The 23,310-nt window shown below is 74.3% G+C and carries 22 protein-coding genes and 1 pseudogene; 13 read left to right on the top strand and 10 right to left on the bottom strand.

Going from position 1 to position 23,310, the window contains the following annotated elements:
• The first annotated feature begins 10 nt into the window (after positions 1–10).
• Both C4U44_RS33305 and C4U44_RS33310 read left to right on the top strand, forming a co-directional pair.
• Positions 11–1,363, top strand: coding sequence for an MFS transporter (locus C4U44_RS33305; protein WP_200823494.1), 1,353 nt, complete (start codon positions 11–13; stop codon positions 1,361–1,363).
• A gap of 187 nt (positions 1,364–1,550) precedes the next feature.
• Complete coding sequence (locus C4U44_RS33310; protein ID WP_103889823.1) at positions 1,551–1,910, top strand: SCO4225 family membrane protein; 360 nt, start codon at positions 1,551–1,553, stop codon at positions 1,908–1,910.
• An 80-nt stretch (positions 1,911–1,990) separates the two neighbouring features.
• On the opposite strand, the gene C4U44_RS33315 is transcribed toward C4U44_RS33310, so the two are convergent.
• Positions 1,991–2,383, bottom strand: coding sequence for a MarR family winged helix-turn-helix transcriptional regulator (locus C4U44_RS33315; RefSeq protein ID WP_103889824.1), 393 nt, complete (start codon positions 2,381–2,383; stop codon positions 1,991–1,993).
• Positions 2,384–2,468: 85 nt separating this feature from the next.
• Between C4U44_RS33315 and C4U44_RS33320 the strand changes: the two genes are divergently transcribed.
• Positions 2,469–4,052: an MFS transporter gene (locus C4U44_RS33320; RefSeq protein WP_103889825.1), complete on the top strand. Its 1,584-nt coding sequence runs from the start codon at positions 2,469–2,471 to the stop codon at positions 4,050–4,052.
• Positions 4,053–4,278: 226 nt separating this feature from the next.
• Entirely contained in the window at positions 4,279–4,758 is a 480-nt protein-coding gene (locus tag C4U44_RS33325) for a DUF6332 family protein (RefSeq protein ID WP_235032553.1), read from the top strand.
• A 98-nt stretch (positions 4,759–4,856) separates the two neighbouring features.
• Here C4U44_RS33325 and C4U44_RS33330 read toward each other — a convergent pair whose 3' ends face one another.
• The 3 genes and pseudogenes from C4U44_RS33330 to C4U44_RS33340 form a co-directional block, all read right to left on the bottom strand.
• A complete protein-coding gene (locus C4U44_RS33330) occupies positions 4,857–5,522 on the bottom strand; it encodes a response regulator (RefSeq protein WP_103889827.1) in 666 nt (221 codons plus the stop codon).
• Positions 5,519–6,847 (bottom strand): sensor histidine kinase, encoded by a 1,329-nt coding sequence (locus C4U44_RS33335; protein WP_322973715.1) that lies wholly within the window; start codon positions 6,845–6,847, stop codon positions 5,519–5,521. The genes C4U44_RS33330 and C4U44_RS33335 overlap by 4 nt, the downstream gene beginning before the upstream one ends.
• A gap of 318 nt (positions 6,848–7,165) precedes the next feature.
• Positions 7,166–7,858: pseudogene (locus C4U44_RS33340) on the bottom strand (TetR/AcrR family transcriptional regulator); the annotation flags it as partial.
• 149 nt (positions 7,859–8,007) lie between these two features.
• On the opposite strand from C4U44_RS33340, the gene C4U44_RS33345 reads away from it, so the two are divergent.
• Complete coding sequence (locus C4U44_RS33345; protein ID WP_103889830.1) at positions 8,008–8,484, top strand: nitroreductase family deazaflavin-dependent oxidoreductase; 477 nt, start codon at positions 8,008–8,010, stop codon at positions 8,482–8,484.
• Between the two features lie 57 nt (positions 8,485–8,541).
• On the opposite strand, the gene C4U44_RS33350 is transcribed toward C4U44_RS33345, so the two are convergent.
• Positions 8,542–9,795: a geranylgeranyl reductase family protein gene (locus tag C4U44_RS33350; protein WP_235032536.1), complete on the bottom strand. Its 1,254-nt coding sequence runs from the start codon at positions 9,793–9,795 to the stop codon at positions 8,542–8,544.
• 214 nt (positions 9,796–10,009) lie between these two features.
• Here C4U44_RS33350 and C4U44_RS33355 point away from each other — a divergent pair, with 214 nt between their 5' ends.
• Entirely contained in the window at positions 10,010–11,383 is a 1,374-nt protein-coding gene (locus C4U44_RS33355) for a dipeptidase (RefSeq protein ID WP_103889832.1), read from the top strand.
• A 59-nt stretch (positions 11,384–11,442) separates the two neighbouring features.
• Here the strand turns inward: C4U44_RS33355 and C4U44_RS33360 are convergent, their stop codons facing one another.
• Together C4U44_RS33360 and C4U44_RS33365 are read right to left on the bottom strand one after the other, a co-directional pair.
• Positions 11,443–12,480, bottom strand: coding sequence for an NUDIX hydrolase (locus tag C4U44_RS33360; RefSeq protein WP_103889833.1), 1,038 nt, complete (start codon positions 12,478–12,480; stop codon positions 11,443–11,445).
• Positions 12,481–12,545: 65 nt separating this feature from the next.
• Positions 12,546–13,079, bottom strand: a complete 534-nt coding sequence (locus tag C4U44_RS33365; protein ID WP_103889834.1) for a winged helix-turn-helix transcriptional regulator — start codon at positions 13,077–13,079, stop codon at positions 12,546–12,548.
• Positions 13,080–13,380: 301 nt separating this feature from the next.
• Between C4U44_RS33365 and C4U44_RS33370 the strand changes: the two genes are divergently transcribed.
• A complete protein-coding gene (locus tag C4U44_RS33370) occupies positions 13,381–14,721 on the top strand; it encodes an MFS transporter (RefSeq protein WP_200823495.1) in 1,341 nt (446 codons plus the stop codon).
• Positions 14,722–15,034: 313 nt separating this feature from the next.
• Here C4U44_RS33370 and C4U44_RS33375 read toward each other — a convergent pair whose 3' ends face one another.
• Complete coding sequence (locus C4U44_RS33375) at positions 15,035–15,931, bottom strand: DUF2797 domain-containing protein (protein ID WP_235032537.1); 897 nt, start codon at positions 15,929–15,931, stop codon at positions 15,035–15,037.
• Here C4U44_RS33375 and C4U44_RS41750 point away from each other — a divergent pair.
• Complete coding sequence (locus tag C4U44_RS41750; protein WP_103889837.1) at positions 15,930–16,136, top strand: hypothetical protein; 207 nt, start codon at positions 15,930–15,932, stop codon at positions 16,134–16,136. The two genes, C4U44_RS33375 and C4U44_RS41750, sit on opposite strands and share 2 nt — an antisense overlap.
• An 18-nt stretch (positions 16,137–16,154) precedes the next feature.
• Complete coding sequence (locus C4U44_RS33385) at positions 16,155–16,475, top strand: SHOCT domain-containing protein (RefSeq protein WP_103889838.1); 321 nt, start codon at positions 16,155–16,157, stop codon at positions 16,473–16,475.
• A 233-nt stretch (positions 16,476–16,708) separates the two neighbouring features.
• On the opposite strand, the gene C4U44_RS33390 is transcribed toward C4U44_RS33385, so the two are convergent.
• Both C4U44_RS33390 and C4U44_RS33395 read right to left on the bottom strand, forming a co-directional pair.
• Complete coding sequence (locus C4U44_RS33390) at positions 16,709–17,215, bottom strand: ATP-binding protein (protein WP_103889912.1); 507 nt, start codon at positions 17,213–17,215, stop codon at positions 16,709–16,711.
• 271 nt (positions 17,216–17,486) lie between these two features.
• The gene (locus C4U44_RS33395; RefSeq protein WP_103889839.1) at positions 17,487–18,827 is read right to left on the bottom strand and encodes an aminotransferase-like domain-containing protein; all 1,341 of its coding nucleotides are present in this window, start codon (positions 18,825–18,827) and stop codon (positions 17,487–17,489) included.
• A 178-nt stretch (positions 18,828–19,005) separates the two neighbouring features.
• Here C4U44_RS33395 and C4U44_RS33400 point away from each other — a divergent pair, with 178 nt between their 5' ends.
• The 4 genes from C4U44_RS33400 (at position 19,006) to C4U44_RS33415 (ending at position 23,221) form a co-directional block, all read left to right on the top strand.
• Positions 19,006–19,989 carry an alpha/beta fold hydrolase gene (locus C4U44_RS33400; RefSeq protein ID WP_235032538.1) on the top strand — a complete coding sequence of 328 codons (984 nt, stop codon included), beginning with the start codon at positions 19,006–19,008 and terminating at the stop codon, positions 19,987–19,989.
• A gap of 169 nt (positions 19,990–20,158) precedes the next feature.
• On the top strand, positions 20,159–20,962 hold the full coding sequence (locus C4U44_RS33405) for a molybdopterin-dependent oxidoreductase (protein ID WP_103889840.1): 804 nt from the start codon (positions 20,159–20,161) through the stop codon (positions 20,960–20,962).
• Positions 20,943–21,680: a cytochrome b/b6 domain-containing protein gene (locus tag C4U44_RS33410; RefSeq protein WP_235032539.1), complete on the top strand. Its 738-nt coding sequence runs from the start codon at positions 20,943–20,945 to the stop codon at positions 21,678–21,680. The genes C4U44_RS33405 and C4U44_RS33410 overlap by 20 nt, the downstream gene beginning before the upstream one ends.
• Positions 21,681–21,811: 131 nt before the next feature.
• On the top strand, positions 21,812–23,221 hold the full coding sequence (locus C4U44_RS33415; RefSeq protein WP_103889842.1) for a hypothetical protein: 1,410 nt from the start codon (positions 21,812–21,814) through the stop codon (positions 23,219–23,221).
• The last annotated feature ends 89 nt before the right edge of the window (positions 23,222–23,310 follow it).

Consider the following 23,310-nt stretch of genomic DNA (forward strand, 5'->3'; position numbering starts at 1 on the left):
TTCTCACTTTGTGCCGACGCTGAACAAAATAGGGACGGCGCTGTCCCGATCCCACCACACATCCACCACCGACCCATCCCTCCGCGCGCTGCGCGTCGCGCTGACGGTCTTCTTCGGGGTGGACGGTTTCCTGTTCGCCGGGTGGGTGGTGCGCATCCCGGCGATCAAGGCCCAGGTCGGCGCGTCCGCGGGGCAGTTGGGGCTGGCGCTGCTCGGCGTGTCGGTCGGTGCGGTCGCCACGATGGTGATCACCGGGCGATTGTGCCGCGTGTTCGGCAACGAGCGGGTGACCGCCGTGACCGCCGCGATGCTGGCGATCAGCGTGGCCCTGCCACCGCGTACCCATTCCGCCCTGGCGCTGGGACTGGTCCTGCTCCTGTTCGGCATGTCCTACGGCGGTCTCAACGTCGCGATGAACAGCGTCGCGGTCGACCTCGTGGCCGCTCTCCGCCGCCCGGTGATGTCGGGGTTCCACGCCGCCTACAGCATGGGCGGCCTGCTCGGCGCGGGCATCGGCGGCGTGCTGGCCCCGCATCTGTCGCCCGCCACCCACCTGTTGCTGCTCACCCCGATCGGGCTGCTGACCGTGGTGTTCGCGGGGCGGGTGCTGCTGGCCCATCCGCTCAGCCACGGCGGACGTACTCCCGCGGCGCGCGCGGCCACCGAGGCGGGCACGGCGCCCGAGGCCGCGGTCGACGGCACGGGGGAGGGCGCGGCCCCGGGCGGGAACGCGGCTGCCGGCGGGGGCGGGGCCGCGGTCCCCGATCGGCCCGGACCCGATGTCACGGCCGGGCGCGGACGAGGCCGCCGGACGGCCCTGCTGGTCGCGGTGTTCGGCCTGATCGCCGGCTGCTCGGCCTACGGCGAGGGCGCGCTCGCCGAGTGGGGTGCGCTGCACATCCAGCAGGACCTGCACAACGGCCCCGGCATCGCCGCGGCCGGATACGCGTGCGTCACTTCGGCGATGACCATCGGGAGGCTGACGGGCGCGGCCCTGATCACCCGGCTCGGGCAGAGTCGCGCGCTGGTGCTCGGCGGGCTGACCGCGTGCGCCGGGATGCTGGTGGGCGCGCTCGCGCCGTACACCGCGCTGGTGATGGTCGGCTTCGCGCTGACCGGCCTCGGACTGGCGAACCTCTTCCCGACCGCCATCGCGCGCGCGGGCGAGCTGACCGGTCCCAGCGGGGTGGCCGCCGCGTCCACCGTCGGCTACGGCGGGATGCTGCTCGGCCCGCCCTCCATCGGCTTCCTCACCGACGCGGTCGGCCTGCCCACGGCCCTCACCACGGTCTCCGCCCTCGCCGCTCTGGCCGCGCTGATCGCCTGGTCGGTACGGCACACGGCGCCGCCCCGCACGGTTTGACGTACCTCACCGGCGCGGAAACGGCGCCGAGGCGGCATCCTGTTGGGCACCCGGACGTCCGACAGCGCGGCGCCGCACACCGATGTGACGTCCGCCCGGGCGGAAGACCCCTCCGTGGACGCGTACCCGGGTGCGCGCGGAACCCCGGTGCGTCCGGTCGCCGCGGCCACGAACGCAGGAGGAGCCGATGCACATGCAGCCCTGGGCCGTCCGTACGGCCCGTGCCGTGGTCAGGGAGCGGTCCTCCCGGATCTACCTCGCCGCGGTCGCGGTGTGCCTGGTGCTGACGCTGGTGGAGACGGCGGTCGCGGGCGACCCCGCGGTGTCGTTCCCGGGCGTGCTGCTCGAACTCGCCACGCTGCCGTGGACGCCGGTGCTCTGGCGGCTGTTCGTGGCCGCGGGCGGGCTGGACGTTCAGGCGGCGGCCGATGGTTGGAGCGGATGGACGCTGACCCTGGTCGCGGCGGCTGTCTCCGCCGCCCTGGATGCGCTGCTGATCGGCTGGGCGGTCCGCACCGCCCGCCGCCGCGCGCTCACGTCACGCTGAAGACCGACGCGCTGGACGGGGACGCCGTACCCCAGGGTTCGGGGGCTTCGGGGACGTCGATGCCGGAGGAACCTGATCCGTCAGGACTTGACGAGCATGCGCTCCAGCACGGCGCGGTGGCACGGGCGGGCCTGCTCATGGCGCTTGCGGCCGGCCTCCGTGATCGCGACGCGGACTCCGCGCCGGTCCTCGCTGCAGATGCCGCGGTCGACCAGGCCCTCCTTCTCCAGGCGGGCCACCAGCCGGGACAGCGCGCTCTGGCTGAGGTGCACGCGATCGGCCAGCTCCTGCACGCGGAAGGTGCAGCCGTCCTCCGCGTCCTCGCCGACCAGCACGTCGAGGACCTCGAAGTCGCTGGCGCCCAGTCCGTACTGGTGCAGCTCGCGATCGATCTCGCAGGCAGTGCGGGCGTGAACGGCCAGGATGTCCCGCCATTCCTGCACGAGCGCGCGCTCACCCTTGTCGCCTGTCATGCCGCCACGGTAGCAGAAAACGGACCCGTATGCACGGGCATTAAATGCGCTTGCATTGGATGCGCATGCATGTAATCTGTTCGCCATGACCTCTCCGTCAGTCCCGTCCTCCCCCGTCTCCCGCTCCGGCGAGCGATGGAGTGCCCTCCAGTGGGGCACCCTCCTCGTGCTGTGCGCCGCGCTGTTCCTCGACGCGCTCGACGTCTCCATGGTCGGTGTGGCCCTGCCCTCGATCGGCAGCGACCTGCACCTGTCCACGTCCTCGCTGCAATGGGTCGTCAGCGGCTACATCCTCGGCTACGGCGGCCTGCTGCTCCTCGGCGGCCGCGCGGCCGACCTGCTCGGCAGACGCCGCGTCTTCCTGATCGCGCTCGGCGTCTTCGCGGTGGCCTCGCTGCTGGGCGGCCTGGTCGACTCCGGCGACCTGCTGATCGCCACCCGCTTCGTGAAGGGCCTCAGCGCCGCGTTCACCGCTCCCGCGGGCCTGTCCATCATCACCACGACCTTCCCCGAGGGCCCGGTCCGCAACAAGGCGCTGACCATCTACTCCAGTTGCGGTGCCACCGGCTTCTCGATGGGCCTGGTGCTCTCCGGCTTCCTCACCGAGGCCGGCTGGCGCTGGACGATGCTGCTGCCCGCGCCTGTCGCGGTCATCGCCCTGATCGCCGGTCTGAAGCTGATCCCGAAGATCCCGCGTGACAAGGCAGACGGCCGCGGCTTCGACCTGCCTGGTGCCGTCACCGGTGCGGGCTCCATGCTGCTGCTGGTGTTCACCGTGGTCTCGGCGTCCAGCGTCGGATGGGCCTCGGCCCGCACGCTCGGCTCCTTCGCCGCGGTCGCGGTCCTGCTGGCCCTGTTCACCGTCATCGAGCAGCGCTCGTCCTACCCGCTGGTCCGGCTCGGGGTGCTCCGCAACTCCAGCCAGGTCCGCGCCAACCTCGGCGCCGCCACCTTCTTCGGGTCGTACGTCGCCTTCCAGTTCCTCGTCACGCAGTACCTCCAGAACGTCCTGGGCTACAGCGCCATGCAGACCGCGCTCGCCTTCCTGCCCGCGGGCTCGCTCGTCGCGATCCTGTCCACCCGGATGGGCCCGGTCGTCGACCGCTTCGGCACCCCGCGGGTGATCGCCGCCGGCTTCACCTCGCTGGTCGTCGGCTACGTGCTCTTCCTGCGGATCGGCCTCCACCCGAACTACGCGGCGGTCATCCTGCCCTCGATGCTGCTGCTCGGCGGTGCCTTCGCGACCGCCTTCCCGTCCCTGAACATCCAGGCCACCAACGGCGTCCGCGACGACGAGCAGGGCATGGTCTCGGGGCTGCTCAACACGTCCTTCCAGGTGGGCGGCGCGATCTTCCTCGCCGTGGTCACCGCGGTGGTCACCTCCAGCGCCGGAAGCCACCCCGCCACCCCGCAGGGCACCCTCGACAGCTACCGCCCCGGCCTGTGGGTGGTGACCGGGATCGGCTTCGCCGGCCTGCTGCTCACCCTGTCCGGGCTGCGCCGCCGCCGTCCTTCCTACGGCATCCTCGTCGCCTCCTCCGAGACGGAGCCGGCACGCATCGACGTAGACGCCGCTGACGGTGCCGTCGAGACGGCCGCGGTCGGCGGTGCCGGCGTGGACGCCGCCGGGACGACCGGGCACGAAGGACGGACGGTGGTGCGCGACTGAGCCGGACGGGGACCGGGACCGGAGCCGGACTTGAAGGTGAAGCCGAACCCGTAGGACCCGACCGACCGGCCGGCCCCGCGCGAGGAGGGAACGCGCGGGGCCGGCCCGCGTGTTCACCCTGGGGACGGGCGTGCCCGCGGATGTGCGGGGGCGGGGTGTCGGGGAACGCGGCGGTACTGTACGCCGTCTATGAACCCGTGGTACGGAGAAGGGCGAGGCGGTGGACATGAACGGTGCGGCCAGGGGAGACCGGGGCACGGTCGGGCGGCGGACCCAGGCGGAGCGTGAGGCCGCCACCGTGGAGACGATGTACGCGGTGGCGACCGCCGCCGTCCTCGGCGCGGTCGGTTTCCTCGTCGTGACCGCGCCCGTGATGGCGGGCGTCGTGCACGGCAGGGCGCGTTCCGGCTGCGTCACCGCGGCGATGCTCGTGGCAGCCGTGCTGTTCTTCGGCCGGATCGTGCTGACGCTCCTGCGGTTCGAACGCCGCGCCCGGCAGCGGCGGAAGGACCCCTGGTACCCGTGGGATGCGGTACCCGTCCCGGAGACGTACGGCGACGCGGGCGATGCGGGGCTCCCGCCGGTGGCGCGGCACCGGCCGCGGCGGGTGGTGCGGCGCGCCGCGAGCAGCGGGGGGAAGCGGGAGGAGAGCGCGGGGAGTGGTCGAAGCGGCGGGACCGGCGGGTCGGGTGGCCACGACGGCTGAGGTCGCGTCGGCTGAGGGCGGGTCAGCGAGGGTGCGTCAGTAGGGGGCGGGACGGTCGGGGCGTGTCCGGCTGGGATTGCTGCGGCGCCGCGAAGGGATCAGCCGAGCCAGCCGGGCCGGACCAGCCCGGACTCGTAGGCGTGCACGACGAGTTGGGCCCGGTCGCGGGCGCCGAGCTTCACCATGGCCCGGCTGACGTGCGTCTTCGCGGTGAGCGGGCTGACCACCAGCCGCCGGGCGATCTCCTCGTTGGACAGGCCGATGCCGACCAGTGCCATCACCTCGCGCTCCCGGTCGGTGAGCTGGTCGAGGTCCGCCGCTGCCGCCGGCTCCTTGGAACGGGCGGCGAACTCGGCGATCAGCCGCCGGGTGACGCCGGGGGAGAGCAGGGCGTCGCCTCCGACCACCGCCCTGACCGCGCGCAGGAGTTCGGCCGGCTCGGTGTCCTTCACCAGGAACCCGGACGCGCCCGCCCGGATGGCCTCGAAGACGTACTCGTCGAGTTCGAAGGTGGTGAGCACCACCACCCGCACCTCCGCGAGCGCCGGGTCCGCGGTGATCGTACGGGTGGCGGCCAGGCCGTCCATCAGCGGCATCCGGATGTCCATCAGCACCGCGTCCGGGGTCAGTTCGCGCACCAAACGGACGGCCTGCGCGCCGTCGGCCGCCTCGCCGACCACCTCGATGTCCTCCTGCGCGTCCAGCAGCGCCCGGAACCCCGCGCGGACCAGGAGTTGGTCGTCGGCCAGCAATACGCGGATCATGGGCGCTCCTTGGCGGAGGACAGGCCGGTGCGGAGGGATGAGCCGGGTGGACCGGGGGGGCGGGGCGGGTCGTGCGGGCCTTGCGGACCGGGCTGCTGCATGGGTCCCCAGGCGCAGCTCTGGTCGGTGGTACCGGGGTCGCCGTCCTCCGCGCGCGCGGCCAGTGGGAGCACCGCCCGGACCCGGAAGCCGCCGTCGCCGCGGGGCCCGGCGCTCACGTTACCGCCGAGCGCACCGGCCCGTTCCCGCATCCCGACCAGGCCGTTGCCGCCGCCTGTCTCGCCGCCCGCGACCGCCGGGCCGTCGTCGTCGACCAGTACCTCGACGGCGTCGGGCCGGTACGTCAGCCGGATCCGCGCGGTGCGGGACCCGGAGTGCCGCATGATGTTCGTGAGCGCCTCCTGGACGATCCGGAAGGCGGCCAGGTCGGTACCGGGCGACAGCGGCACGCGGTCGCCCTCGATCGCGACGTCGGCGGCGAGCCCCGCGACGGTGGCCTGCTCGACGAGTTCGGGCAGCCGGTCAAGACCCGGGGCAGGGGAGCGCGGGGCCTCCCCGGGCGCACGCAGGGTGCCGAGCACCTGGCGGACCTCGCCGAGCGCCTCCTTGCTGGCCGCTTTGATCGTGGTCAGCGCGGTCCTGGCCTGCTCCGGGCGCTTGTCCATCAGGGCGAGCGCCACGCCGGCCTGCACGTTGATCACCGAGATGCTGTGGGCGAGGACGTCGTGCAACTCGCGGGCGATCCGCAGCCGTTCCTCGTCGACCTTCCGGCGCTCGGCCTCCGCCCGCTCCCGCCGGTCGCGGGCGATCTGCTCCCGCCGGACCCGGAACAGCTCGGCCGCGGCGAGCACCGCCAGCAACCACGCGCCGACGCCCGACACTTCCGTCCAGGACACCCGCCGGTCGCCGGACGGCGGCAGCCACTGGTAGAGCCAGGTGCCGACCAGGATGTGGGCGGCGTAGGTCAGCGCCGCGATGATCAGCACGGCCCTGCGGTGGCCGGACGCGACCGCGCTGAAGAACGCGACCACCATCGCGAGGAACACCGGTCCGTACGGATAGCCGAGCACGATGTAGAGCAGCGTGACGGCGGCGGTGCCGGCCGCGACGGCGACCGGTTGCCGGCGACGGAACAGCAGCATCGCCGGCCCGGCGAGCAACAGGACGTATCCCAGCGCGTCCAGGTCGGTACGGTCCGGCTGGTGCCGCCCGGCCACCCTGGTGCCGCCCACCTGGATGAGCGTCAGCACGATCACCGGCACCCATACGGACCGAGCGCGCAGAAGCCCGCGGTGATGGGGTCGCTGCGGGTTCTCGTACGTCACGCGTCCCACGCTAGACCGCCCGTCACCGGCTTGGCGTCCACCGCCGGTCGGCGACGCGACTACTTCGTCCGAAGTACTCGGAGGTGCGCGGCATCCGCTGTCGGCCACGGGACGGCTCCACCGCGGCTGTCCGCGGAGAGGGGTCGGCGGTTCCGCGGACCGGCTCCGGGGAGGCTACGCCCGCTGGTTCGCGTGCTTCCGCCGGTCGCCCGGGGCGTCGTCGTCCATCCCGGCGCCGTCCGTACCGCTTGCGGCAGGCGTGTCGGGTGCGGCGAGCGGGTCCGGCCGATCCGCTGTATCGGGTATCCGGTCCTGCGGGGGCAGCCCGACCTGGAGGCCGAGCGCGGCGGCGGCCTGGTCGAAGAAGGGGCCGCGGGCCTCGACCACCTGGTTGAACTGGCCGAACACCTCGAAGCTGACGATGCCGAAGACCTGGGCCCAGGCGGCGACGAGCGCGGCGATCACCGGAGCGGGCAGCTCCGGGGCAAGCTCCTCGGCCAGCCGGACGGCGTCGGCCCGGACCGGCTGCGCCAGCGGACCGCCCGCGGGGTCGCCGAGCCTGCCCTCCGCGTGGGCGTCCTTCGCCACCTCTATCAGCGCGAGGCCGACCCGCGAGGCGGGCACGACGGTGTCCTGCGGCGCGGCGTAACCGGGCACGGGGGAGCCGTAGATCAGGGCGTACTCATGCGGGTGGGCGACCGCCCAGTCGCGGGAGGCGCGGCAGACCGCGGTCCAGCGGTCGAGCGGCTCGGCGCGCAGCGCGGCGGCCAGCGCCTCCTCGGCGGCCGAGCCGACCTCGTCGTACGCGTCGATGATGAGGGCGGTGAGCAGGTCGTCGCGACTGGGGTAGTAGCGGTACAGGGCGGAGGAGGCCATGCCGAGTTCGCGGGCCACCGCCCGCAGGGACAGCCGCGCCGCGCCCTCGTCGGCGAGCTGCCGGCGGGCCTCGTCCTTGATGGCCGCGGTGATTTCGTCCCTGGCCCGTTCCCTGGCCCCTTTGATCACGCTCATGACCTCAGTGTGCCACGGAAAGAGATCGCCGTCCACGAACGAGAGCAGTGCTCTTGCTTTTTCGGGCGAAGGTCGTGCACACTGTTCTCAAGCGAGAGCACCGCTCACACAAGTGGGCGGGTGTCCACATATCCCATGAGGGAGCCATCATGTCCGAGCAGGCCGCAGCCGCCCCGCACGTCAAGAAGCCGGGCTGGTTCACTGTCAACGTCCTCAACCGCAGCATCGCCTGGCTGACCGACCGCGGGCTGAGCGTCTGGGGCTCCCGGGTGCTGGCCGTCCGCGGCCGCAAGAGCGGTGAGTGGCGCCGTACCCCGGTCAACGTGCTGACCCTCGACGACGAGCGCTACCTCGTCGCGCCGCGCGGCCACGTCCAGTGGACGTACAACATGCGGGTCGCGGGCGGGGGCCGGCTCCTGCTCGGCAAGCGGGTGGAGGAGTTCACCGCCACCGAGGTCGGGGACGACGACAAGCCCGCCGTGCTGCGCGCCTACCTCAAGCGCTGGAAGGCCGAAGTGGGCGTGTTCTTCGACGGGGTGGGGCCGGATTCCTCGGAGCAGGAGCTGCGCGCGATAGCGCCCAAGCACCCGGTCTTCCGGATCGACCGGGCCCCGGGCAAGCGGTGAGGCGGGGGCCCGGTCGCGCCCGGGCGGCGGTCGCCGCAGCGACCGCCGCGGGGGCGGTCAGGTGCGGTCGACCGCGTCCAGCGCGCGACGGGCGATCGGGTGGGTGCGCACCAGGTCGGCCAGCGAGCGCTTGCCCCGGGTGATCCCGGCGAAGGCGCGCCAGGCCGGCGGGAAACTGGTCAGTACCGCGTGGAGCAGTCCGGGGCGACGCTCGAAGAGCGCCAGCATCCGCCGCCCCACGCCCATCTCGACACCGAGCCCGGCTTTGACCGCGAAGGCGTAGTTGAGGGCCTGGCGGCGGGCGTCCACCGCGTCGTGGGCCTCAGCGATGCGCACCGCCCACTCGCCGGCCAGCCGGCCGGAGCGCAGGGCGTAGGAGATGCCCTCGCGGGTCCAGGGCTCCAGCAGCCCGGCCGCGTCGCCGCAGACCAGCACGCGGCCGCGGGAGAGCGGGGAGTCGTCGGAGCGGCAGCGGGTCAGGTGCCCGGAGGAGACGCTGGGCTCGAATCCGGACAGGCCGAGCCGGGCGATGAAGTCGTCCAGATAGCGCTTGGTGGCGCCCCCGTCGCCGCGCGCGGAGATCACACCCACCGTGAGGGAGTCGCCCTTGGGGAAGACCCAGCCGTAACTGCCCGGCAGCGGGCCCCAGTCGATGTGGACCCGGCCGGTCCAGTCCTCCGCCACCGAGGCGGGCACCGGGATCTCGGACTCCAGCCCGAGGTCGACCTGGTCGAGCTTCACCCCGACATGGGCTCCTATGCGGCTGGCGCTGCCGTCGGCGCCGACCACCGCGCGGGCGTAGACGATCTCCTCCGCGGCGCGCTTGCCGGCGATGCCGCCGTTGGTGACGACGACCGCGACGGTCCGGCGGTCGGGCACGCCGGGGCCGTGCTGTTCGACCCGGGTGACGGTGACTCCGGTGCGGACCTCGGCGCCGGCCTCACGGGCGGCCTCGACCAGCCCGTTGTCGAACTCGGGGCGGTTGATGAGGCCGAAGAGCATCTGCCGGGAGCGCTTGGTGCGGGTGAGCCGGCCGTTGAGGCTGAAGGTCACCGCGTGCACCCGGTCGCGCAGCGGGAGTTCGTAGCCGGGCGGCAGCGCGTCCCGGGACGGCCCGATGATGCCGCCGCCGCAGGTCTTGTAGCGGGGAAGTTCGGCCTTCTCCAGCAGCAGGACCCGCCGGCCGGTCACGGCTGCCGCGTGGGCGGCCGACGCGCCCGCCGGGCCCGCGCCGATCACCACGACGTCCCAGACCGTCTGGGTCTGGTCGTCCTCCGCGCCGCTGCCCTGCGCCGCCTGCTCACCGCTCACGTCGTTTTCGCTCCCGCTCGCCACGCTCGGCCGTCCTCGCTGTTCAGCGCTCTTCGCAAGCATCCTATTGCGCCCGTGGCCAAGGGCTCGCTGTGGCACCATCGGCAGCGGCCCGCCGGTCCAGGTGGGGGCCCGGTGCGCCGGTGTCTGTCGTCGTTTGTCACTCTTTCGTTGCCGTCGTGTCGGCCCCGTCCACCCTCTACCAGGAGAACTCATGTCGTCAGTCCCGCTGTCCGAGACCGTCGCGTCGCTGATCCCCCGTGCCAGGACCGAGCTGGCCGAGCTGGTGTCGTTCGCCTCGGTGGCCGACGAGCGGCAGTTCCCCCGCAGCGAGTCGCACAAGGCCGCGGCGTGGATCGTGGACGCGCTGCGGCAGGAGGGCTTCGACGAGCTGGCCCTGCTCGACACGCCCGACGGCACCCAGTCGGTCTACGGCCGGCTGCCGGGCCCGGCCGACGCGCCGACGGTGCTGCTGTACGCGCACTACGACGTCCAGCCGCCGCTGGACGAATCGGCGTGGCTTTCCCCGCCGTTCGAGCTGACCGAGCGGGACGGCCGGTGGTACGGACGCGGTGCGGCCGACTGCAAGGGCGGTCTGGTGATGCACCTCACCGCGCTGCGCGCGCTCGCCGAGCACGGCGGCGTCCCGCTCAACGTGAAGGTGATCGTCGAGGGTTCCGAGGAGCAGGGCACCGGCGGCCTGGAGCGGTACGCCGAGGCGCACCCCGACCTGCTGACCGCCGACGCCATCGTGATCGGCGACACCGGCAACTTCCGGGTCGGCCTGCCGACGGTCACCTCGTCGTTGCGCGGCATGGTGCTGATGGAGGTCCGGGTGGCGACCCTCGGGGGGAACCTGCACTCCGGGCAGTTCGGCGGTGCGGCCCCCGACGCCCTGGCCGCCCTGATCCAGATGCTCGCCAGCCTGCGCGACGCGTCCGGCGCGACCACCGTCGACGGCCTGGACGGCTCCGGCGAGTGGACCGGACTGGCCTATGACGAGGCCGACTTCCGCCGCGACGCCAAGGTGCTGGACGGAGTGGACCTGGTCGGCGGCGGCGCGATCGCCGATCGGCTGTGGGCCCGGCCCGCGGTCACCGTGCTCGGCATCGACGCGCCGCCGGTGGTCGGTGCCACCCCGTCGGTGCAGGCCGAGGCCGGTGCCCTGGTGAGCATCCGGGTGCCCCCGGGCTTCACCGCCGAGCGGAGCGCCGAGGCGCTGGAGGCCCACCTGCGGGCGGCGGCGCCCTGGGGCGCGAAGGTCGAGGTGGCGCAGCGCGGGAGCGGGCAGCCGTTCGCCGCGGACACCGCCAGCCCCGCTTATGCCTCGATGGCGGAGGCGATGCGCGAGGCGTACGGCGAGGAGATGGCGGTGGTGGGCCAGGGCGGTTCCATCCCGCTGTGCAACACCCTGGCCACCCTCTACCCGGAGGCCGAGATCCTGCTGATCGGGCTGAGCGAGCCCGAGGCGCAGATCCACGCGGTCAACGAGAGCGTGTCGCCGCAGGAGTTGGAGCGGATGGCGCTGACCGAGGCGCTCTTCCTGAACCGCTATGCGGCGGCGCGCTCGGCCGAGCAGAGCGCCTGACGGTTCGTTGCGTGGCGCGGGGCGTCGGTCGGCGTGGATCCGACGCCCCTGGGCCCCGGTCAGCGTGTGGCGGGGTGCCCGGCCTCCAGGTTGAGGGCGCGGCCCTGTTCCCGTGCCCGCAGTGCCCAGCGCAGCCGGTCCAGCCGGACCGGGGGCAGCAGACCGGCGGCCTCGTCCTCGGTGACGAACCGCCAGCCGCGCAACTCGGCGTCGGGCAGCAGCAACCGGCCGATGTCGGCGGAGGGCATCCGGCCACCGTCGAAGAGCAGTCGCAGGCCGCCGTGGCCGGGCGGGTGCGGCGGTTCCCAGTCCACGACGAGCAGTTCCAGCCCCCTGTTCAGCTCGATGCCCAGTTCCTCGGCCACCTCGCGATGGCCTGCGCGGACGGGCGACTCGCCGCGCTCCACGATGCCGCCGGGGAACTCCCAGCCCGGCTTGTAGGTCGGGTCCACCAGCAGCACCCGGTCGGCGTCGTCGAAGAGCAGCACCCCGGCGGCCACCGTCTCGGCGCGCGGCTCGGGCGTCTGGATGATCCCGCAGACGCCCTCGCCGCGGCCGACCGCCTCGGTGACCGCCACCGCGGTCTGCCGCGGGCTGAGCCCGGCGGTGCCGATCACGTACGCGTCGCCGGTCAGCCAGGGCAACGCCGCGGTGTAGTCCGCGATGCGGTCCAGCGCCCAGCGCCGGGCGGTGTCGTCGGCCGCGGGATTGTCCGGAAAATCCGTCCTGGCGGTGATCCGGGAACGCAGGATCGTTTCTCCGGGGTCAAGCAGCACATGTCGGACCTCGATGCCCCGGGCCGCCAGCCCGCCGAATATCTCGTCCCGGTGCTCCTGGCACAGCAGCGTCATCGGTGTGACCAGCACGCCCCCCACCTCGGCGAGCAGTGCGGCGGCGGTCTCCACCACCAACCGCCGCCAGATCGCCAGTTCCTGGTAGTCGGTGACCTCGTCGAGCCGCTTCTCCGGCAGTAGTTGGCGCAGGCAGCCGCCGAGCGCCTCCGGGTCGTACAGGGTGCTCTCCGGTACCAGGTCCAGCATTTCGCGCGCCGCACTGGACTTGCCAGCGCCGAACGCACCGTTCACCCAGATGATCACGGTGCCCCCTTCTCCGTAGACCCCTACGAATTGCCCGGATCATCGACCCCGGCAAACGCACCCGGTCACGTGGTGGCACGTACGGGGCGCAGCAGCAGCCGGCGTTCGGCGAGCACCGCGGAGATCGGGTCGTCCCGCTCGGGACCCTGCGGGCCGTAGTGCGAGCGCATCTCCACGTCGGCGGGCGGCACCTGGTGCACCCCGCAGCGCCCGCAGCCGCCGGCGGCGTCCAGCCGGGTGCCGCACCGCTCGTGATGGAAGGTCCGCAACGGGCCGCCCGGGGTGGCGTGCCGGCCGCCCCACAGCGCCAGGCCGTGCACCACCGGCCACAGTTCGAGGCCCGCGTCGGTCAGCAGGTAGTCGTACCGCGGCGGGGACTGCTGGTAGGCCGCCTTGCGCAGCACGCCCGCCTCCGTGAAGGCGGTGAGGCGGGTGGTGAGCACGGCGCGCGGGATGTCGAGGTGGACCAGGAAGTCGTTGAACCTGCGCACGCCGTAGAAGGCGTCCCGAAGGATCAGCAGGCTCCAGCGCTCGCCGACGACCTCGAGGGCGCGGGCCAGGGAGCAGTCCTGCTGGGCGTAGTCGGTGCCGAGTGCCATACGGGAAAGAGTACTGCTCGGTTCAGTGAATGAACTCTCGATGTTAGGCTGCCGTCGACCTTGAGAGTTCATTCACCAGACTCGATGGATCGGACTCTCTTCACCAGCCTCGTCGGACCCGCCGGTCGCGCCGGAACCACCAGCGCGTCGCGGAGGGTCCGACGCCTCGACGGAGGAGCCCTGTATGGATGTCCAGGCCGCGCGAGGTTCCGGGACGCCGCCCCTGAACCCTCCTCCGGAGTCGAGGGGTGGTCCCGATCCGGATGCCGATCCGGGGCCCGGGCCCGGCGCGCGTGCCACGTTGCTGGCCGTCGGGATCGGCACCCTGGTGACGCTCATGGCCTTCACCGCACCCGCCACCACGCTCGCCGCGACCGCCGGCGGCCTGCACGCGGGCCCGGTCGCCCAGACCTGGATGTTCACCGGCACCCCGGTGGGGCTCGCCGCGCTGCTGCTCATCATGGGCTCGACCGCCGACGCCCGCGGCCGGCGGCGGGTGTTCCGGGCGGGCGCCGTGCTGCTCGTCCTGGCCAGCGTGCTGTCGGCCGCGGCGCCCGACACGGCGTTGTTCCTCACCGGCCGGATCCTCCAAGGCGCCGGGAGCGCCGCGGTACTCGCCGCCGGGCTCGGCCTGATCGCCCACACCCACCCCGCCGGACCGCACCGGGTGCGCGCGCTCGGGTGGTTCGGGGCCGTCCTCGGCGCGGGGATCGCGCTCGGCCCCTGCTATGCCGCGTCGCTCACCCAGGTCTGGGGCTGGCGCTCGCTGTACTGGGGACTGGCCGCCCTCGCCGCGGTGGCCGCGATGCTGACCGCCGCGGTACCCGAGTCGCGGGCCGGCCGGGCCCGCACCCTCGACCTGACGGGCGCGCTGGTGCTCGGCGCCGGGATCGCCTGCCTCGTCGCCGCGTTCGGCGAGGGCCGCAGCGGCTGGGTGCGGACCGCGGTCGTAGCACCGCTCGTCGCCGGGCTCGCACTCCTGGTCCTGTTCGGCGGCGTCGAACGGCGGGTGCGCGAGCCCATGCTCGATCCCGCGCTGTGGCGCAGCCCCGCCTTCCTTGCCGCGAGCGCCGGCGCGTTCGCCACGGGGCTGGCCGTCGTGGGGCTGTTCAGCTACCTGCCGACCGAACTCGAACTCGTCCTCGGCATGACCCCGCTCGCCGCGAGCCTGCTGTTCATCGTCTGGGCCGGGGTGTCGGCGGCCACCGCCCTCTTCGCCCGCCACCTCGCCGGCCGGATCGGCGCCGCCACCCAGGTCGCCGCCGGCCTGCTGCTGTCCGGCGCGGGCCAGGCCGGGCTCTACGGGATGCGGGCCGGCGGTTCCTGGGGGCACCTCGTGCCGGGGCTCGCCGTCGCCGGGGTCGGCGGCGGCGTCCTCAACGCGGCCCTCGCCCGCCTCGCCGTGTCCAGCGTGGCCGCTGATCGCAGCGCGATGGGCTCCGGCGCGAACAACACCGCGCGGTACGTCGGTTCCGCGCTCGGGCTCGCCCTGACCGTGTCCGTGGCGTCGGCCGCGCACGGGCCGACCCCGGCGGTTGCGCTTGCGGCCGGCGCGAACCACGGGTTTGTCGCTGCCGCGGGGATCTGCGTGGTCGGCGCGGCGGTGGTTCTGCGGCTCGGCCGCGAACGGGGGGTGGCGTGAGGGTCGAGGTGCCTCCGGGGCTGCCCCGTTCTGCCGGTTGGGGGATCGCTTGGCGGTGGTGGGTTGCCCGCGCAGTTCTCCCCCGGCCTGGCGGCTGGGAGGTGCCCCCACGCGCCCCTGGTACGTGCGGGTTCCTTCGCGAAAAGAGGGTCGCCACCAAGGGATGAGCGGAACTGCGCTCCCCGAGAGCTTCGCGTGGGTACTCCCACGCCACCGTTGACCGAAAGGTTCCGTGACAAGGGGACGGGGCTGGCGCTCGCCCAGGTGGCGGACGTTGAGCCGTTTCATCGCTCGTACCGGTCGGGGGTTCCGGTCAGAACAGGGGGTCGGGGTCCGGCGTCCTGGGGCGTAGCGGGGCGGTCGGTGCGGGGAGTGTCTGGCCGTCGGGGCGGCTGAGCGGCCAGCCCGCGGCCAGCCGGGCGTCGAGGAGCAAAGGGCCCTCGGCGGTGTCCAGGTGCAGGTCGTGGCCCGCGATCGCGCGGACCGTGCCCGTCACGGCGGAGCCGGGCGGCAGCGCGGTGACCTCGGCCGCCGGGGGAGGGGGCGGTGGGTCCGTGTCGAGTCCGAACTCCTCGGCGTGGTCCACGCAGCGCAGCGGGGCCCGCCGCAGCGACTCCGGCAGCTTGTCGTGAAGGGCCGTCACCCGCGCGTGCAGGGCGGCGACTTCCGCGGCGCGGGCCGCGGGCCCCGGCAGGCGGTGCCGGGCCTCCCGCTTGGCCGGGTCGAGCACCCGGTCCGGGACGTCGAGGGCGGAGCCGAGCACCGATTCCGTGCGGCGGGCGGCCATCAGCGGGCCCTCGCCCAGGAAGGTGAAGCACACCGCGGCCTGCTCCAGCAGGCGCAGCCGCCCGCGGGCGACCGCGGTGATGCCGACCTTGAGCAGGCCGGGGCCGAAGTACGCCAGGTACACGGCGTACGGCTGCCGGTCGTCCGGCACGGTGTCCGCGGCGACCGAGGACGCGCGGTCCAACGCCGCACACGTCTCGCACTGGTCGCGCCGGGCGCCGGGGGCGACTTCGGTGCTGTCCGGGCACGGGATGCCGCGGCCCCGCCGCCACACGCCCGCGCACCGTCGGACCGCGTCACCGGCCACGGCGAGGTGGAGCGGCGCCCCGAGGCGGACCGGGCTCGCCCGCACCCCGCGCGAGGGGTGCGCCCACATCCAGCGGGCCCCCTCCTCCCGCCAGCGCATTCCCGTACACCGCCACATGGCGTCCACCGTAGGGCGTGCCACCGACAGCCGTACGGTCCGGCCCGGCGCGGGCGGGGAGCAGGCCCGGGGCTGCTTCGTACTGCGGCGGGAGCAGGGGAGGTGTCGCTGGTGGGACGACGACGCCGGGGGTGGGTGCGGGCGAGGCTCGGTGGTGTCGGAGGAGTCCGGCGACGCGGGAGCCGAGGAGGGCGCCCGGGGCTGATCGAGAAGAGGTCGAACGATGGACACGTTGGCTTGGCACGACGGCGGGCCCGGCCCGTGGATCCTGTTCTTCCCGCTGGTCTGGGCCGCCGTGGTGGCCGTGGTGGTCACCACGCTGCGGCGGACCGGATGGCGCGGACGGGGCCGTGGCGGGCCGTGGCAGAACCAGCGGTGGCCCGGCGCCATGGGTGAGAACTCGCCGATGGCGGTGCTGGGGCGCCGGTTCGCCTCGGGGGAGATCGACGAGGAGGAGTACTGGCGCCGGATGTCGGTGCTGGAGGAGCACTTCGCCAGGGATCCGCGCGGCGGTCCGGGCGGCGGCAAGGGCGGCGCGGCGTAGCCCGCGGACCGCGCGCCCCACGCGGTTCCGACGCGCGCCGGCCCGGTGACGGCCGCAACGCCGGACCGGCCGCCCCCTTCCCCGTCAGGGGAGGTGGGCGGCCGGTCCGGCGCTCACATGCACGGCGTACGCCTGCGGTCGGCGCGCGGGGGGCGCGGTCCGCGTCAGGCGCGGCGCCCGGGTCCGTCCTTCACGTGGTGCCGACGGGCTCGTGGTGCCGGGCGGGCTCGCGGTCAGGCGACCGAGGCCGCGACGGCGATGCGCTCCGGAGCCGCGGTCTTCTCCAGCGGCACGGCGGCGGTCCGCAGCGGGACCAGCTTCGGCTTCTGGGTGGGCGTGCGCAGCACGAACCACACCACCTTGCCGGTCTCGTCGGGCAGCAGGTCCGTGCCCCAGCCGTCGCACATCGCCTCGACCATCGCCAGTCCGCGCCCGGTGGTCGCGGTCGGCTCCATCGGCTGGAGGTGCGGCAGCCGCGTGTCGTGGTCGGCGACGGCCACCGTGAGGCGGTCCGGCACCAGGGTCATCTTCACCGCGCACTGCTTGTCGGGCTTCGCGTGCCGGTGCACGTTCGCCAGCAGCTCGCTGATTCCGGTGGAGGCCGCGTCGACGAGCGACTCGACCCGCCAGTAGCGGAGCTGGGCGGACACGATGCGACGGATCTGCTGGATGCGGTACGGGTGCGCCTCGAGTTCGAGCGCACACTCGCGCATGGCTGGGTCGGTCTGGTCGGATTGCATGATCACGGCTGCGACTCCCTCCGCGGTGGGGCCGGTGACCCGCAAGCGGGGCCGGGCTTCACCGCTCCGATGGGAACACTTGAGCGGGAATGCGTAGAGTGACTGCGGCAGTACTCCGTGATGCGTAATCAGGTTCACCCGTTGCGGGGGTTGCCGCAACTCGGGGTCTTACGGGTCATTTATCCCGTTCCTGGTATCCCTCTCGGTTTCGATTCCGCCCTCGGCGCGGGCCCGTGTGCGGCCCCGCGCCGAGGGTTCCGCGCCGGCGCCGCTACTCCGGTCCCGTGTCGTCGGGGAGCGTGCGGGCGAGCGCCGCGAGCGTGGCGAGGGCGCCGCGCAGGACGTCCCGCGGGGGAGAGGCGAGGCCGATGCGGACCGCGTCCGGTGCGCGTCGCGACCCCGCGGCGAACGACGCCGCGGGGGTGACGGCGATCCCCCGGCGCCCCGCCGCGGCCACGAACGTGTCGGCCCGCCACGGCTCCGGCAGGTCCCACCAGCAGAAGCAGGAGTGCGGGTCCGTACGGAGGGCGAACCCGCGCAGCACCTCCGCCGCGAGCGCCTGGCGCAGGGCGGCCTCCTCCCGCTTGGCCGCGCACAGCCGGGCGACGGTGCCGTCGCCGACCCAGCCGGTCATCGCTTCCAGGGCGTAGCCGGTCACCCCCCACCCTCCCGAGCGCAGCGCCGTCGCGACCGGCTCGGCGAGCCCGGCGGGAGCGATCGCGAAGCCCGCGGTCAGGCCGGGCGCCAGCCGCTTGGAGAGGCTGTCGGCCAGCACCACCCGTTCCGGCGCGTAGGCGGCCAGCGGCGGGGGCGCGTCCGGCCGCAGGAAGGCCCAGATCGCGTCCTCCACGGCCACGGTTCCCGTCCGGCGCAGGGCCTCGGCGAGGTCGGCCCGGCGCCGGTCGGACATCGTGAGGGACAGCGGGTTGTGCAGCGTGGGCTGGACGTACACCGCGTGCAGCGGCCCCTCGCGGTGCGCGGCGAGCAGCGCGCCGGGCCGCAGCCCTTCCTCGTCGCAGGCCAGTGGCACCGCGGTGCGGCCCAGGCGGGCCGCGAGCGCCTTGACCACGGGATACGTGAACTCCTCGACGCCGAGCCGGCCGCCGACGGGGACGAGCGCGGCCAGCGCGCCCGCGATGACCTGGCGGCCGCTCCCGGCGAACAGCACGTCGTCCGCGGCCGGCCGCCACCGCGGGTCGGCGAGCAAGGTCGCGACGGCGTCCCGCGCGGCGCCGGTGCCCCGCGCGCCCGCCGGGCCCAGTGCCGCCGCGAGCACATCGGGCCGCGACATCCGGGCCAGCCCCGCGGCGAGCAGTTCCGACTGGCCCGGCACCTCCGGGTAGTTGAGCTCCAGGTCCACCCGCTGCCGTGCGGGCTCCGCGAGCGCCGGCCCCTCCACGGGGGCGGCCGCGCGGACGAACGTCCCGCGCCCCACCTCGCCGACCACCAGCCCGCGCCGTACCAGTTCGGCGTAGACCCGGCCGGCCGTGGAGTCCGCGATGCCGTGCCGCCGGGCGAAGGCCCGCTGCGTCGGCAGGCGGTCCCCGGCCCGCAGCCGCCCCGCCGCGATCTGCGCGGCCACCGCGTCCGCCACCCGCCGGAAGTCCCGCACCGCGTCCTCCTGATCGTCCGCCCGGGGCCGCCCTGCCTCCTTGGCCGCCGCGCCCTGACCCGGCGCGCGTCCCGGCGCCGACGGCAGCTTATTGCACCGAGATCAATGCGCCGTATTGCCCTCGCCATTGCCCGCTCCCTAGCATCGAGGCATCGCCGGAGCAGAGGAGAAACACCAGGTGAGCAGCGCACTCGTCAACGGGATCACGATCGGTTACGACGACAGCGAGGACCGGGGGAACGGCGAGGGCGAAGGCGTCCCGAGCAGCCGTACCGCCCCGAGCATGCCGACGACCCCGAGCATCCGGACGGCCTCGCCCGGCCGTACCGCCTCGTCCGCCACCCCTGGCGCGGACCCCCGGCCCACCCCGCTGCTCCTCGTCCACGGCCACCCCTTCGACCGGACCATGTGGTGCCCCCAGACCGCCGCGTTCGGTGCCGGGCGCCGGGTGATCGCACCCGACCTGCGCGGCTACGGCCGGACCTCCGTGCGGCAGGGCAGCACCGGGCTCGACGTGTTCGCCCGGGACCTCGCCGGCCTGCTCGACACCCTCGGCGTCGATCGGGTCGTGGTGTGCGGGCTGTCGATGGGCGGCCAGATCGTGCTGGAGTTCCACCGGCTGTTCGCCGAGCGCGTCGCGGGGCTCGTACTCGCCGACACCTTCGCGCAGGGCGAGACCCCGCAGGGGCGCAGGGAGCGCTACGCCCGGGCCGAGGAGCTGGAGCGCGACGGCATGGACGGGTACGCGCACGCGGTGCTGGACTCGATGGTCGCCCCCGCCACCGTCCGGGACCGGCCCGAGGTCGCCGCGCACGTCCTGGGAATGATGCGCGCGGCGCCGCCGGCCGGCGCCGCCGCCGCGCTGCGCGGCCGGGCCGAACGCCCCGACTACACCCCGACGTTGGCGCGGATCGCGGTACCGACGCTGGTGGTGGTCGGGCGGGACGACGTCTTCACGCCCGTCGCGGACGCGCGGTTCCTGCACGAGCGCGTCGCGGGATCGCGGCTCGTGATCGTGGAGGGCGCGGGGCACATGCCCAACCTGGAGCGGCCGGACGCGTTCAACGCGGCCCTCGCCGACCTGCTGGCGGCCGTGCCGGAAGCAGCCGAGGGCACCGCGACGGGACCCGGCTCCCGTCCCGCCTCGGCGACCGCGTCCTGAGCCGCCCCCGGACCCGGACCCGGGCCCGTACCCGGCCCCCGGTCCCGGGCTCCCCGAGGGCCGCCCTTGCCCGGCCCGCGGTGCCCGGCGCAAGCCCTGAGATGTGACGAAACTCTGACATCGGCCCCCGGGCCTGGTCCTGCGCGGCCCCACGTGCTCGAATCGTTGCATGGACAACCACACGGCCGATCCGCCCGCCGCCGCGCCGGGCGGCGACGCGGGCCCCGGGAGCAGGCCCGGGCGTGAGCCCGAGCAGGACAACGAGGAGGGCCGCGGATCACCGGTGGGGCGGCGGGTCGTGCTGGGCATGCTCGGCCTCGGTGCCGTCGGGGTCGGGGTCGGTGGCGCGCTCCAGGGACGGCTCGACTCGGTCCTCGCCGCGGTCAGCGCCAAGGACCCGACCGGGGTGACCGGGCTGCTGCCCGGCGGCGGGGGCTTCCGGTTCTACTCGGTCTCCGACTCGATCCCGCACCGCAGCGAGAGCGACTACCGGCTGACCGTCGGCGGTCTCGTCGACAAGCCCGCGTCCTACCGGCTCTCCGACCTGCGGGCGCTGCCCCAGACGCGGCTGGTGCGCGACGTGCAGTGCGTCACCGGCTGGCGGGTGCCGAAGACGGCGTTCTCCGGGGTGCGGCTGTCCACCCTGCTCGACGCGGCCGGCGTCAAGGACCCCGGCACCGCCGTGCACTTCACCTGTTTCGACGGCGTCTACACCGAGAGCCTCACGCTGGCCCAGGCCCGCCGCACCGACATGCTGGTGGCGCTCACCATGAACGACAAGCCGGTCACCTCGGCGCACGGCGGACCGGTCCGGCTCTACGCGGCACCGATGTACTTCTACAAGTCCGCGAAGTGGCTGTCCGGCATCACCGTCACCAAGAAGGTCGAACGCGGCTACTGGGAGAACTACGGCTATGACGTCGACGGATGGGTCGGAAAGTCCAACGGCCGCCATGACGCCCCGACGTCGTGACCGCCCGGCGCCGGCCGGGACCGTGCGCCGGTTCACCCGGGCCGAGACCTGGGTGCACCGCAGCCTCGCCTGGCTCATGGGCGTCTGCGCCTTCACCGCGGCCGCCCTGTACCTGCCCCCGCTCGCGGAGATCGTCGGACGTCGCCGGCTGGTGGTGACGGTGCACGAGTGGTCCGGCATCCTGCTGCCCGTGCCGCTGGTGCTCGGCCTCGTCTCCCGCGCCTACCGCGCCGACACCAGCCGGCTGGGCCGGTTCTTCCCGCACGACTGGACGTGGTTGCGCATCGCCGTCCGCCGGCGGCGCCGCGACTCGCGGTACGCGGGCAAGTTCAACGCCGGGCAGAAGCTCTACGCCGCGTTCGCCGTCGGCGCGATCCTGATCATGATCGGCACCGGCCTGATCATGTGGTTCCCCCGGCTGAGCCCGCTGGTCTGGCGAACCGGCGCGACCTTCGTCCACGACTGGCTCGCACTGCTGATCGCCGCCGTCATCGGCGGGCACGTGTGGCTGGCCGCCAGCGACCCGGAGGCCCGCCGCGGTCTGCGCACCGGCCGCGTCTCGCACTGGTGGGCCCGCCGCGAGCACCCGCTGTGGCGGATCGAGGCGCCTGCCCCGCGGACGTCCACCCGCGCCAGGTCCGCTCCGCGGTCCGAGGCGCCCTCCGCCCCCGACGCGCCCCCCGCCTCCGGAGGTCCCGACGACGCGGGCATCCGCTGACCCGGCCGCCGCCTGCGGCCGGGGCCCCAATGGCCTTACGCTGACCGGCCGTTCGGTTCCGTTACAGCGAGGACACCGCACCGTCGCCCGAAGGCCACCGGGGTTTCGCCGCCCGCACCTAGCGTCACCGTATGACCACGTCGCAGCTGGCGAGCCGGAACAGCGCCGTACCGGCCGGGTCCGAGGGCGGGTCCACGCCGCCCGCCCCCCAGCCCGAGTCCCACCGTCCGCCGAGCCGGGGACGGCCGCGGCTGACCGGGGCGCGCCGGCTGGGCGCGCGCGCCGTCCTGGCGGTGCTGCTGCTCGCCGCGCTGTGCGCCACCGCGGTGATCGGCGCGGTCACCGTGCGCGGCGACACCTCGCGGCTGCGCACCACCGTCTCCGACCGCGCCGCCGTGGCCACCCAGTTGAGGTTCGCGCTGGCCGACCTCGACGCCCAGCACGCGGACACCCTCGCCCCCGGCATGTCGGCCGACGGCGGCGGTGCGGTCGTCGGCAACCAGCTCGAAGCCCTGATCACCGCCCAGCAGCGGCGCGCCCAGGTCAGTGACGCGCTGCGGCGGTTGAGCGGCGACGAGGCCCACAGCGATCAGGTCCGCGCACTCCTCGACGGCCTCGGCCACTACGACGACCTCAGCGGCCGTGCCTCCTACGTGGACGAGCAGGCGCCCGACCGCCTGGCCGGGCATCCCCCGGCGGTCACAGTGGCCTTGAACGCGCAGGCCGGCGCCGTGATGACGCAGGAACTGCTGCCGACCGCCGATCGGTTGGCCTCCGACTACCAGCGGCAGGCCGACGACGAGGCCACCAAGATGCGTACGGACACCCATCGTTGGGCGCTCGTGGTGGGCCTGCTCGGACTGGTCGCGCTGCTGTTCGTCCTGTGGTGGCAGCGCGAACTGGCCCGCGACTACCGGCGGTTGCTCAGCCCGCCGCTGGCCGCCGCCACCGCCGCGGTGCTCGCGGTGTGCCTGGCCGGCGTGTTCGCCCTCACCTCCTGCGCGAGCGCCGTCGACGCCGCCGACCACCAGGGGCTGCGGCCCTGGTCGCGGCTGGCCGAGGCGAGCGCCGTCGCCACGCAGGCCGCGGCCGCCGAGAGCCGCTGGTTCGTGCAGGGCGACGACCTCGGCAAGGGCGACGCGATCCTGTTCACCACCCTCACCAAGCGCCTGGACACCCTGCTGTCCCCCGACGGGTACGCGACTCCCGCCGAACGCCCCGCCTACGAGGATGTGCTGACCCGCTACCACCGCTTCCGTGCCGACGACACCGCGCTGCGCCGGCTGAAGGACGCGGGGAAGACCGACGAGGCCGCGGTGCTGCTCACCACGGTCGGCCGCGGCGACATCGCCTTCGACTTCTGGGACTTCGCGACGACGCTGGACGATCTCGCCGGGCAGCAGCTCGACGACTTCGCGGGGCACACCGCCGACGCCCGCGGCGACCTCGGCGGCTGGCCCGCCGTGCCCGCGGGGGCGCTGGGCGCCGCCGGGCTGCTGGTGCTGCTGGCGATCCGGCCGCGGCTGGCGGAGTACCAGTGACGGCCGAGCCCTGAAGCGAGGCGCGGACCGCTCGTCCGGCGCGGGACCCGGGCCGCCCGCACCCGCCCGCCCCGCCGTCACGGGCGCGG

It is taken from the genome of Actinacidiphila yanglinensis, from assembly GCF_900107965.1.
GTDB classification, from domain to species: domain Bacteria; phylum Actinomycetota; class Actinomycetes; order Streptomycetales; family Streptomycetaceae; genus Actinacidiphila; species Actinacidiphila yanglinensis.